Here is an 11,925-nt window from a genome sequence, read left to right as displayed (position 1 = left end):
CCGATGCTGGCCTCCGATCCAGCCAGCATCTTGAATCACAAAATCAGCCTCTCCGGAATCCCTCTTCGATTCTGTCAAAAGCTGAACCGCTCTAGAGTCAAAACCCAATCGGTTGCCATTTGAACGACCGAGTTCGGACCCTTCTCGGACATTTTGAAGCGGAGAGCTGGGACGGCGCAAATTGACCCGTTGCGACCCTTGGGCCATCCAACCCGTGAAGGTCCGCTTCGTTGGGCTGCGCAGCGGTCGTTGCAACAATCACGCTGAGCTGGCTTGGGTCGTCGCCTCCGACTGCCGAGCGCTTAATCCGCCCCGACTTGTCACAATCACTCCCCCCTGGCTCGTCATGTGACGGGAGGCAAGCAAGCCATATGAAAGGAGACCACGATGCTGAAAAAAGTCGTGTACGTGGCGCTGTTGGTGAGCGATCAGGACAAGGCGCTCGACTTCTACACCAACGTCATCGGCCTCGAGAGGCGGATCGACGCTCCAACGCCAAGCGGACCGCGATTCCTGACCGTCGGCGTCCGGGGACAGGACTTCGAATTCGTTTTGTGGCCAGGCTCGCCCGCGAAGGCTGAACTGGGTTCCGCGGTTTATACGATCGAGGTGGAAGATTGCCGGACGGCGTTCGAAACACTGAAGTCGCGCGGCGTCACGTTCGAGCCGCCCGAGGTGCTAGACTTCCCTTGGGGTTATGCCGCGAGGTTTGAGGATCCGGATGGAAACCTGCTTCAGGTGCGCGAGGGGCGCGGCGCCTTTCGACGCTGAACGAAACGCGTTCCTCGAACATGAGGAGATGACGTGATGGATGCGATTGACCCTCAGGACACGGTAGCGGTCTAACGGACCTGCGATCCAGTCAGCCCGCCATCGGCGCTGGCGCCGTGTGGATCATCTCCATCAGGGCGGCGATGGCGGGCGTATTCGCCCGGCGGCCGACCTTTGCAATGTATTCCACGTCGGGCAGGGACGGCAGGGAAGCCGCCTCCGGCTCGAGGATACGCAGATCTGGGCCGACCAGGCTTCGCGGCAACGGCGTAATGGCGATCGCCGCGACCGCTGCAGCGCGGACGCCGGCAAGGCTGCCGCTGGTGCAGGCGATGGTCCAGCCCTGGTTCGCCCCGCCCTGCCCGCCAAGGGCGCGAAGCGCTGCTTCGCGGTACGGGCAGGGCTCCGGAAAGAACGCCAGGCGGAGAGGCGCGGGCGGTTCGCTCTCGCGCGCGAAGGCCCAAACCAACGGTTCGCGCCACAGCCTCAACCCCTCCGTGTCCTCGGCGCAGCGGCCAGCGACCATGACGTCGATCTCCCCTTTGTCCAGTCGCCTCAGCAACCGGGGTCCGATCCCGATTTCCAGGTCGATCGCCACTTGCGGGAATTGGGTCACGAAGCGTCGCAGGAGGCGGGGGAGCCATGCGCCCGTCAAGTCCTCCGACGATCCCAGCCGAATGCGACCGGCCGGCACGGCGCCGGAAAGACGCTGCCGCGCATCCTCGTTGATGCGCAAGATCGTCCGAGCATAACCGAGCAAGGTGTCGCCCGCCGGCGTGAGCTGCACCGAACGCGTGCTTCGAGCGAAGAGCGCTTGGCCCGCCTGATCCTCCAGGCGGCGAATCTGCGCGCTGACTGTCGACTGGGTGGAATGCAGGACCTCTGAGGCGCGAGTGAACCCGCCGCACTCGGCGACGGTGATGAAGACGCGCAGTAACTCGGTTTCAAACATGGGACCTCATCGTCCTCGATTTAACACTTTTCTCGCTGAATGCCAGCGAAATTACTCGTTTGCTAAATTTATCCGGAAGCGGAAGGTTGAGGTGACCGGCGCGGTTGTGCGCCTCGAAGGAATCGATCGCTATGATCAAATTGCTCTATCTGGAAGTTTCTCCCCGCAAGGCGGAGTCCGCCTCGATCGAGGTGGCGCGCGCCTTCATTGACGCCTATCGCGCGGCACACCCTTCGGATGAGATCGAAATTCTCGACCTCTGGTCGCTGGACCTGCCGCCACTCGACGAGGACGCGCTGAATGCGAAGTACGCCGGCATTTATGGCGATGGTCGCTCGCCGGCGCAGGCGGCGGCATGGTCGCGAATGGAGGCGCTGGCCGCGCCCCTGCTCGCCGCCGACAAGCTTCTGATGGCGGTCCCGCTCTGGAACTTCTCGATCCCCTACCGCCTGAAGCACTACATTGACTTGGTGTCGCAGAAGGACATCCTGTTCTCGTTCGACCAGACCGGCTTTGGCGGTCTGATGAAGGCGAAGAAGGCGGCGGTCATCTACGCGCGCGGCCTGGACTATGCGCCGACCAGCAACTGGACCCCGGGCGAGCGCTACGACTTCCAGCGCCCCTATGTGGAGGCGTGGCTCCGGTTCATCGGCCTGACCGACATCCAGGACGTGGTTGTGGAGCGCACCTTGTTCGGCCTCGAGGCCGACGCGGAGGCGCGGCGGGCGGCCGCGAGCGAGGCGCGCGCCATGGCCGAAGACTTCTGACGGCCGCCCTCCGCCGAGATGACACCCATTTCGTCGACGGGGCGCGGATCGCCGGCATTTCGGAGGGCCGCCGGCAGCAGAGGTGGGCGCTGGTTTTGCCGACCTGCACCGAACGTCTGCAATGCGCGCACCATCGCGACGTTCGGAGACTTGACGCCCGACGGCAATTCATGGCGCTACTTGCTGCTTCCGGTAGCTGGATCGACCGGCAGGGGTCCACCCCATCTTGGCTATGGCGCGGCGAAGCTGATTGGGTTTTGACCCTAAAGCGCGTCGCGCTGAAGCGGATTCGAGCGACGCGCTGTAAATCTTTGTTTTCCCTGGAATTGCTTTAGGCTGCCGCCTCCGGCATCCGAATGCCCCTTGGTTAATCGACCGCCGCGTATCGGTAGTCCGTGCTTGAATGCCGTTAGATCTGCATATCGTGTACTGTGACGAGACGTCGGGATCGAGGATCAGCGGACATGGATGAGGTGGGCCTGGCCGAGATCGCAGCCCGGTATGCTCGGTTTGCCGATACAGAAGCGCATGGTCGCTCGCCGCTTTACGAGGAGTTAGCTCGTGCCGTGGCTGGGGACCGGGTGACACTCGGCTTCCTGTCGACCCTCCCGGATATGAAGCGGCAACCGAACCTTCTGCTCGCCGCGGTGCGTCACCTGTTCGGCACGCCGACAGGCTGGACCGAGTTCCGCCAGGCGCTTCTGGCGCATCCCAACGCCGTCCGCTCGCTCATGCTCGAGCGCTCGACGCAAACCAACGAGCCAGGGAGATGCGCCGCATTGCTCCCCGTCCTGGCGCGGTTGCCGCAGCCGCTCGCCCTCCTTGAGGTCGGGACGTCCGCAGGGCTCTGCCTCATGCCCGACCTCTATGGCTACGACTACGGGCCTACGGTGATTCGCGCACCCGCCATGCCCTCGGAGCCGCCTGTCTTTCGATGCTCCGCCAGCGAGACGACCCCGTTGCCGACGGCCGCGCCGCAAGTCGTCTGGCGGGCGGGATTGGACCTGAGCCCGATCGACGCTGCGGACCCCGCGCAGGTCGCATGGCTTGAGACGCTGGTGTGGCCGGAGCAGACGGCGCGGCTCGCCAATCTGCGGGCGGCCGTAAGGATCGCTGCCACGGTCAAACCCCGGATCGTCAAGGGCGACCTACGTGGGAGCGAGATCGCGCGGCTCTGCAGCGAAGCCCCAAAGGACGCGACCCTCGTCGTCTTTCACACGGCCGTACTCGACTATGTCTCCGACCCCGCAGACAGAGAGGCTTTTGCGGAGCAGGTGATGCGTCTCTCTCCTTATTGGGTATCGAACGAGTTCCCTCGCGTATTCCCGTCCATCGCTAGCCGCGCCGGAACAAACTGGCCCTCCGGGCGCTTCCTCCTGTCCGTGAACGGCTCCCCTGTCGCTTGGACTGACCCGCATGGCGCCTCGCTCGATTGGATCGCGGACGAGGCTTGAGGACCCCCAGCCGAATGCCAAGCACTTGCGCCAAGGCTTGCTGAAAGTCGACCCTCCCAAAGAGTTGGACGTCCGATCCCGCCGCTGACTGCGGACGTTGACCGACAACGCGTTGGGCGCAGCGAAGCTGGTTGGATTTTGACCCTAAAGCGCGTCGCGCTGAAGCGGATTCAGGCGACGCGCTGTAAGTCTTTGTTTTTCGTGGAATTGCTCTAGGCGGCCTGCTTGGCGCGCGATTCCGACTTCTCCAGATAGTAGCTCGAATAGCGGTCGAAGAATTTTTCCGAACCGCCGAGCGAGCCGTATTTGGCCAATTTCTTCAGCTCGACCTTGTTGAGCACCGCGCCGACGATCTTGTCAGCGACATAGGACTCCGATTCCAGCATCGAGCGCACCATGGCGCGCGGCGTGCGGCCCCATTCGGTGACGAGCACGAAACCGTCGACCAGCGGCGCGAAAGCCTTGGCGTCGACCACCGGGCCGAGCGGCGGCAGGTCGACGATGATGTATTCGAAGGTCTCCCTGGCGTTCTCGATGAAGCGCCGCATGCCGGCCGAACCCAGAAGCTCGCTGGTGTGCGAGAACTGGCCGCGCAGCACGGCGGGGATGATCGCCAGCTTGGTCTGGCGGTCGACCTTGCCGACCGACTGCCAGGTCTGCCCGTTGACCACCGCTTCCATCAGCCCTTGCTCGGACTCCATGCCGAGGCTGCGGCTGAGGCCGGGATTGCGCAGGTCGCCGTCGATCAGCAAGGTCCTGGCGCCGTTGGCGGCGAGCAGCCCTGCGAGGTTTGCCGCAACCGTCGACTTGCCTTCGCCGGGCAGGACCGAGATGACGCCGATCACCCGGCTGCCCTTGTCTTCCATCACCACATCGAACGCGATCTTGGCGTTGCGGAGCGTTTCGGCGAACATCGAGGCCGGCGCATCGAGGCTCACCCGCATGCGCGCCCTTCTCTCGGCGGCCGACAGGCTGGTGACCTTGCCGTCGGCCGGCAAGTCGTCCGGCTTCGTCTCCTTGGCCTTGCCGCCGCCGATCGTCGGCAGATAGCCGAGGAACTTCAGGCCGACGCGGTCGCGAACGTCCTCGCCCGTGCGGAAGAAGCGCTCGTTGAATTCGTTCAGGCCGCCGAAGCCGGCGCCAAGCATGAGGCCAAGCACCAGCGAGAGCGCCAGCACCCTGATGGTGCGCGGGCTCGACGCGGCAAGCGGCATGTTCGCGTCCGAGATGATGCGCACCTTGCCGACAGGGAAGGATTGCTGCTGCGAGGCTTCCTGGTAGCGGCCGAGGAATGTCTGGTAGAGCGTGGAGAGCGCCTGCGCCTGCTGGTCGAGTTCCCTCAGCCTCACCTGCGACTCGTTGTCGGCCGAGCTCTGGCCGGCAGCGGTGGTGATCTTCTGCCTGAGTTCGGCTTCGCGAGCCTGCGCCACCTGGAAATCGTTGCGGTAGCTTTCAGTGATCTGCTTCAACTGCCCGAAGATCTGCGCCGATACATCGGCCTTTTCCCTGGCGAGCGCGACCGCCTGAGGGTGGTCCTTGCCGAAATTCGCCTCGACATCCTGCAGCCGCTTGGAGACGGCGAGATAACGGGTCTTGAGGCCGATGATCACCGAGCTGCTCGGCTGATCGGACGCAATCGCCGAATCGTTGAAAGCATTCTCGGAGCCGCTGTCGACGATCGCCTTGTACTGCTGGTAGCGGGCACTGGCGCGCGCGGTATCGGCCTGCGCGATGATGAGCTGGGCGTTGAGGTCGGACAGTTGCTTGCCGCTGATCAACTGGCCGTCGCTGTTTGCGGACAGCCCGTGCTCGGCCCTGAATTTCTCGACTTCCATCGCGGCCTGTTGCGAGCTTTGGCGCAGCTCGGTCAGCCTGCCCTGCAGCCAGACCGCCGCGCGCTCGGTGGCGTCGAAGCTGGCATTGAGCTGATCCGCGAGATAGGCATCGGCATAGGCCTTGGTGATGGCCGTGGCGAGAGCTGGATTCGTCGACTGATAGCCCAACGTAATGACGTTGCTGCGGCCGTTGCGATCCGCCATCAATCCGGTCTGCAGAACGAGGACCGCATAGTCATGGGTCGCGGCCTTCATCATGGCTTCGCGCGTTGCGGCATCCACGTTCTCGATCCCAGGGAGTTCGTTGACCGCGCTGCCGCGGAAATAGGCGACGATACCGCGCAGGAATCCGACACCCTTGGCCAAAGCCGATTGCGGCGGGTTCATGAACTCCTGGTTCTGATCGAGCTTCAGCTTGTCGACCACCTCCGACGCAAGTCGCGCGGAGCTGAGAATTTCTATCTGACTGAGGATTGTCGCGTCCGTCTGCTGCGTAGCACTGACCGCCGAGATATCGTCCACGACTTTGTTCAGGCCCTCGTCGATCAACACGCTCGCAAAGGACGTGTATTGCTTGGGCGTGGTCTGCAGATAGATCACGCCCAGGAACAGGCCGATGACGGCGCAGACCGCCACCACCTTGACCTGCCGGGCCGCCATGCCAAGCAGACGCTCGACGTCGATGAAGTCTTCGCCCTTCTCCGGTTCGGTGCTGGGCAATGGCATCCTCTTGTCGAGAGGAAAGTTGGCATAATTCATCTTCGGTCCAATTCCAGGTTGCAGGCGCTACCGGCCTTCGAAGAGTGGCGTCGTTACCAGAAAAGACCACGCAACATCCGTGCCACAGGGCGCCCGGCCAGGAAGGCCAGGCGCTTGCGCGGCTGTCGCGCCATCGCAATTTCGCATATGCACCCAAAATTTGGGCATTATGCGGCTACTTCCCGGCGCTCATGCGACCGGACGAATTGCTGCAGCATCTCGAAGACAGGTCCTTTCATGTCGTCGCGCGCCAGAGCAAAGGCGATGGTGGCCTCGATGAAGCCCTCCTTGGAGCCGCAGTCGAACATGCGGCCGTCGAAGGGCTGGGCATAGAACGACTGGCTCTCGGCCAGGCGAACCATGGCATCGGTGAGCTGGATCTCGTTGCCGGCGCCGCGCTGCTGGTTGCCGAGCAGCGCAAAAATCTCCGGCTGCAGGACGTAACGGCCGTTGATGTAGAAGTTCGACGGCGCGTTGGCGGGTGCGGGCTTCTCGACCATGGCGGTGACTTCGAAGCCGGAGGCCACCTCGGCGCCGCGGCCGACAATGCCGTATTTGCTGGTTTCCGAAGGATCGCAGCGCTCGACGGCGATGACGTTGCCGCCGGTGCGCCGATAGAGATCGACGGTTTCGGCCAGACAGCCGCGCGCGCCGAAGGACACCATGTCGGGGAGCAGCAGGGCGAAAGGCTCGTTGCCGATCACGTCGCGCGCGCACCACACGGCATGGCCGAGGCCCTGCGGCGACTGCTGGCGGATGAAGCTGGTGGCGCCGGCCACGGGCAGCAGGCTTTCCAGCGATTGGAGCTGCGCCTTCTTGCCGGTCTGCTCGAGCGTCCCGATCAATTCAGGATGCAGGTCGAAATAGTCCTCTATGACCGCCTTGTTGCGGCCGGTGACGAAGACGATGTGCTCGATGCCGGCCTCGAACGCCTCGTCCACGGCATATTGCACGACAGGCTTGTCGACGACGGGCAGCATTTCCTTCGGCATCGACTTGGTCGCCGGCAGGAACCGCGTTCCGAGCCCCGCCACCGGTATGACTGCCTTCCTGACTTTCTGCATCGCTTATTCCTTCTGAGGAGATCGATTTTTACCTATCGCTGGCTATGAAAATTCATTCCATCCGCCTGCATGCTTCACCTCCCCGCCCCCACGGCAAATTGTGCCGCTACCCTTCTCAGCCGGACCGCGATCGGCATGCTCATATGCCTGACCGCGGCCGGATCGCGGAGCGCCGTGCGTATCGCCTTGAGCGGCGCACGCGCCTTGATGTGCTGAACCAATGACAGGAACGACGCCGCCTTGCGCAGGCTGCGGCTTCGTCTCGCGAAGGCCGCTCTGGCGCTGTCGTCCATGGAGTGCGCCGCCGCGAAGGCGGCATCGGCTTTGGCCATCGCCTCGACATGATGCAATTCGAGCACCCGCGAGATCGATCCGGTACGGATGTGATAGACATAGCCGGTGGTCGGCTCGACCACGCAGCGGCCGCCCTTGGCCAGCGCGCTCGCCAGAAGAATGTAGTCTTCGCCGATGCGCAGCGTCTCGTCGTAGCGAAGCCGGTTCTCGTCGAGGAACCGACGCAGGAAGATCGGCTTCAGGTAGCCGAGGTTGAAGCGCGATTCGAAGACCACGTTGCCGGCGATGTAGCCGGCAAGCGATATCTCGCCGAGCGCTTCGAGATAGCTGGCCGGGAACATGATGTCGTCGGGCGTGCCGTCCTCACGCACGACCTGGACATTGTCGACCGCGATCTCGGCGCCCGCCTTTTCCGCCCGCGCGATCATTGCCGCCAGCCGGCCGGGCAGGACGGCATCGTCGGAATCGAGCACCGCAACCCAGCGGCCGCGGGCGAGATCGAGCCCGGCATTCCTGGCGCCGCCCGGACCCCGGTTGGCGGGAAGTGCGACAATTTTCACGATGTCTTCGGGATAGGCACGCGCGACATCGAGCGTGCGGTCGCTCGACCGGTCGTCGACGACGATTATCTCCACGGAGACGTCGCGCTGCGCCATCGCGCCAGCGATCGCCCGGTCGAGGGTCGCCCTGGCATTGTAGGCGGCGATGACGAAGCTGACGTCAGGCTGCACGCTTGTCCCCTTCCTGCGGAGTGAGGCCGTATTGGCGGATTTCGCGGCCGCCGAGCAGACCGCTGATCACACCAACGTGCATAATGCCGCGGAGCGCGCTGCGGTTCCGTCGCACCGGGCTCATCGCCGTCAAAAGCGCCGTGCCGAAGCAATAGGCCGCCTTGGCGGAAGCGAGACCGACCTGACTGATGCGGCGCAGGCCGCCGGTGTCGCGCCCGATGAGGTGGCCATGCGTCTGACCGAAGCGGAAGCGGCGGCGGCGCAGCCAGTCGAAAGCTGCCCTCGAGCGCGGCACCACCTCGTCGACAAAGGCCTGCGGGGCAAAGGCGATGCGTCCACCGGCCTTGACCATCTGATCGAAGAATTCCGTGTCCTCGCCGCCGGTCTGGCCGCGCGCCAGGCTGAAGCGCCGGTTGCGGAGGCTATCCTCGGTCACCTTGAGCAGGACGTTACAGGTATAGCCGGTGCGGATCTCGCCGCGCACCCAGACGGGCAAAGTCGAATGGAAATCGCCCTTGCGCATCCAGCCCGGCGCATCCGGATGATAGCTTGCGCGAACTGGCCCGAGCACGGCGGTCGCGCCGGTCGCCTCCATGGTTGCGACGAGCTCGACGAGCCAGCCCGGCGAAGCCGTCTCGTCGTCGTCGATGAAGGCGGCAAGGTCCGATACGCTGGCATCGAGGCAGGCATTGCGGGCGATCGAAATGTTGCGCGCCGGCGCATGGCGATAGCGGATCGGCAGCTTCAACTCCTGCGCCAATGCCTTCACCAACGACTGCGCCGTCGGCTGGTCGTCATTGTCGGCAACGACGACGCCGATCTCGAAGCCGACGGGTTTTTCCAGCGCGGCAATGGAGCGCAGCGTGTCGGCAAGCTCCGGCCGGCGGAAGGTGCAGATGCAGATGTCGATGGAACGGCCTGCCATCATGCCACCTCGCGCGCGGGCTGCGGGCTGAGGAGCTGCAGCCAGAAACCCACGGACCAGCCCAAATGCATGACCATCGCCGATACGCCGGCTAGCGCGATGGCCGGATTGCGCTGGCCGATCGCGGTCACGACGCCATAGCCGAGACAAACCGCCGCCCATATCAGAAACGGCACCGCCGCCAGCACGAACAGCGGAGCAAAGACGGTGAGCAGCACCACAGGGAATACCAGCAGCGGGATCATCTGCCGCAGCTTCGGCATCATCCTGTGCTTCAGCACGTTCTTGGCGCGGCCGCGGCCATAGCCCAGATACTGGAAAAACAGGCCCTTCAGCGTGGAGCGCGGATAATAGATCATCTGCGTCCTGCCGCTCATCCAGATGCGGCAGCCGGCCAGACGGAGGCGATGGTCGAGCTCGGCATCCTCGTTGTGGCTGAAGCTCTCGTCATAGCCGCCAACCGCGCGGAAGGCGGCGATGCGCATCAGCGCATGATGGCCGTGATCGACCCATTCGCCGGCCGACATGTGGCGATGCTTCGAGCCGCCGGTGCCGAGCTTGGAGTTCTGCGCCGCGGCCACCGCCTTCTGCACCGCACCGGTGCCGCTGGTCAGCATCGAGACGACGACCGAATCCGCACCTGTGGCAAGCGCTTCCTCGACCAGCCTGTCGCAATAGTCGGCCTGATAGCCGCCATGCGCGTCGATGCGGATGAGATAGTCGGCGCCGTCGCCGAATGTCGACACCGCCAGATTGATGGCAGCGCTCTGGATGCGCTTCGGGTTGGCGAGCAGGATGACCCGCGGATCCTCGGCAGCGGCCTTTTCGACGATGGCTTGCGTGCCGTCGGCGCTGCCGCCGTCGACCACGACGATGCGCGCGCCGAGCCGCGCCGCTGCCGGCCGCAATTGCTCGAGCAGCGCGCCGATATGAGCAGCCTCGTTGAGGCACGGAACAACGATGAGGCTCGATGGCGTGCTCTGCGTCATCGGCTTTTGTCCATTCTCAGCCATCCTATGCCAGGGCCCTCCGTCGCGAAGGTTCCGCGAACGGACGTCAGGCCGCGCAGCTTGTCGACGAAGGCCAGGCAATCGCTGCGGTCGTAACTCCAGGTCCTCGGATTGCGGGCCAGCACCCGCGACTTCAGCGTGCCGAAGCGCTCCTGCCCCATCCGGCCGAGCGCGGTGTCGAGGCCTTCCGGCGTGGCTTCGGCTAGAAGCACGCCGATGTCCTGCCGCTCGAGGAACCGGCCGGTTTCGGTGCTCGCCATCGAAACCGGCACAGCGCCGAAGCGGCAGCCTTCATAGAGGCGGTTGGGAAGCAGCCATTCGGAATTCTGGCCCTGCTCGAAGAAATCGATCGCCCAGGAGAAATGCACCTCTCGGTAGATCGCCGCCATGTCCTCCGGATTGCGGTAGGGACCGCGAAAGGAGAGCCAGGGCTCGGCTTCGACGAAGGCATGAAAATCCGGGAATTCGGACAGTGCCGGGCGGCCCCTCAGCACCACTTCGAAGCGTCCGTTCTGCCGGCGGGTGAATTCGGCCAGCAGCTCCAGCGAGCGGCGGCATCTGAGCGCGCCGAACCAGCCGATGCGCCAGGGCGGCGCCACCGGGCTGTCATCTTCGCGCCGATGGTCCGCCGACACCGGCATGGTGTCGAAATATTTGTTCTCGATCAGCTCGACCGGTGCGACGATTTGCCCGAACGGCTTGAAATAATTGGCGATGAAGGCGGGGGAACTGGTGACCAGAAGCTTGACGTCGCGGGCGAGATAGCGCTCGGCGCCGCGCAGCATCCTGCCGATCAGGTCGTTGCGCAATACCAGCCGATGGATGTCCAGGCATTCGTAGACGATCGGCACGCTTGCGCCGAAAACCTGCTTGGCGCGGCGGGCGAGCGCCAGCATTTCCAGGTTGCGCGCGATGATGAGATCGGGTCGCGGCACCACACCAAGCTTGGCGCCGATCGACATCGCGGCCTTGGCCACCGCGCCGAGGCGCTGCGCGAATCGGCCATCGCGCGTCAGGCCGAGATCGACCGGCTCGAGACCTTCGACCTCGGCGATCGGACTGGAGGTGCGGCGGAAGCCCGCCAGGGTGATCCTGGCGCCGCCTGCCCTGAGCATTTTGACCCTCCGGCGTACCGCCGGATCGGAGACGTCATGCACAAGGTACAAGACATGCAGCATGAAATTCGACCGCTGTTGGGCCCGCCACCCGAGGGGAATGCTAGTACAGCTTTTGCTGCATCGCAACATTTTTGGTGCAGCGTAGCAAATGCTGCGCAATTTTTTGTTGCGCTGCAAAAACCTCTTGCGGTAGCTTGTTCATGGCGGCGGGCGCCGGTCGCGACGATGTCGGACCGGCGTAAAAA

At 64.2% G+C, this 11,925-nt stretch carries 10 protein-coding genes; 3 read left to right on the top strand and 7 right to left on the bottom strand.

Annotated features, from left to right (window positions below; translation table 11 throughout):
- Positions 1-387: 387 nt before the first annotated feature.
- Entirely contained in the window at positions 388-771 is a 384-nt protein-coding gene (locus ABID26_RS18625) for a VOC family protein (RefSeq protein WP_126096517.1), read from the top strand.
- Positions 772-862: 91 nt separating this feature from the next.
- Here ABID26_RS18625 and ABID26_RS18620 read toward each other — a convergent pair whose 3' ends face one another.
- Positions 863-1,723, bottom strand: a complete 861-nt coding sequence (locus ABID26_RS18620; protein WP_126096518.1) for a LysR family transcriptional regulator — start codon at positions 1,721-1,723, stop codon at positions 863-865.
- A gap of 131 nt (positions 1,724-1,854) precedes the next feature.
- Between ABID26_RS18620 and ABID26_RS18615 the strand changes: the two genes are divergently transcribed.
- Both ABID26_RS18615 and ABID26_RS18610 read left to right on the top strand, forming a co-directional pair.
- Positions 1,855-2,490: an FMN-dependent NADH-azoreductase gene (locus ABID26_RS18615; protein WP_126096519.1), complete on the top strand. Its 636-nt coding sequence runs from the start codon at positions 1,855-1,857 to the stop codon at positions 2,488-2,490.
- A 464-nt stretch (positions 2,491-2,954) separates the two neighbouring features.
- Entirely contained in the window at positions 2,955-3,944 is a 990-nt protein-coding gene (locus ABID26_RS18610; protein ID WP_126096520.1) for a DUF2332 domain-containing protein, read from the top strand.
- A 212-nt stretch (positions 3,945-4,156) separates the two neighbouring features.
- On the opposite strand, the gene ABID26_RS18605 is transcribed toward ABID26_RS18610, so the two are convergent.
- The 6 genes from ABID26_RS18605 to ABID26_RS18580 all read right to left on the bottom strand — a co-directional run bounded on the left by ABID26_RS18605 (position 4,157) and on the right by ABID26_RS18580 (position 11,740).
- Entirely contained in the window at positions 4,157-6,538 is a 2,382-nt protein-coding gene (locus ABID26_RS18605; RefSeq protein ID WP_292343030.1) for a polysaccharide biosynthesis tyrosine autokinase, read from the bottom strand.
- 167 nt (positions 6,539-6,705) lie between these two features.
- Positions 6,706-7,602 carry a UTP--glucose-1-phosphate uridylyltransferase GalU gene (gene galU, locus ABID26_RS18600; RefSeq protein WP_292298496.1) on the bottom strand — a complete coding sequence of 299 codons (897 nt, stop codon included), beginning with the start codon at positions 7,600-7,602 and terminating at the stop codon, positions 6,706-6,708.
- A gap of 74 nt (positions 7,603-7,676) precedes the next feature.
- On the bottom strand, positions 7,677-8,627 hold the full coding sequence (locus ABID26_RS18595; RefSeq protein ID WP_292298494.1) for a glycosyltransferase family 2 protein: 951 nt from the start codon (positions 8,625-8,627) through the stop codon (positions 7,677-7,679).
- Positions 8,617-9,555 carry a glycosyltransferase family 2 protein gene (locus tag ABID26_RS18590; protein WP_292298492.1) on the bottom strand — a complete coding sequence of 313 codons (939 nt, stop codon included), beginning with the start codon at positions 9,553-9,555 and terminating at the stop codon, positions 8,617-8,619. Before ABID26_RS18590 ends, ABID26_RS18595 begins: the two co-directional genes overlap by 11 nt.
- The gene (locus tag ABID26_RS18585) at positions 9,552-10,541 is read right to left on the bottom strand and encodes a glycosyltransferase family 2 protein (RefSeq protein WP_292298490.1); all 990 of its coding nucleotides are present in this window, start codon (positions 10,539-10,541) and stop codon (positions 9,552-9,554) included. The genes ABID26_RS18590 and ABID26_RS18585 overlap by 4 nt, the downstream gene beginning before the upstream one ends.
- Positions 10,538-11,740, bottom strand: a complete 1,203-nt coding sequence (locus tag ABID26_RS18580; RefSeq protein WP_354416025.1) for a glycosyltransferase family protein — start codon at positions 11,738-11,740, stop codon at positions 10,538-10,540. The genes ABID26_RS18585 and ABID26_RS18580 overlap by 4 nt, the downstream gene beginning before the upstream one ends.
- Positions 11,741-11,925 lie beyond the last annotated feature (185 nt).

The sequence above is a fragment of the Mesorhizobium shonense genome, assembly GCF_040545255.1.
Classification (GTDB): domain Bacteria; phylum Pseudomonadota; class Alphaproteobacteria; order Rhizobiales; family Rhizobiaceae; genus Mesorhizobium; species Mesorhizobium shonense.
This window is presented reverse-complemented; position numbering and strand designations above follow the sequence as displayed.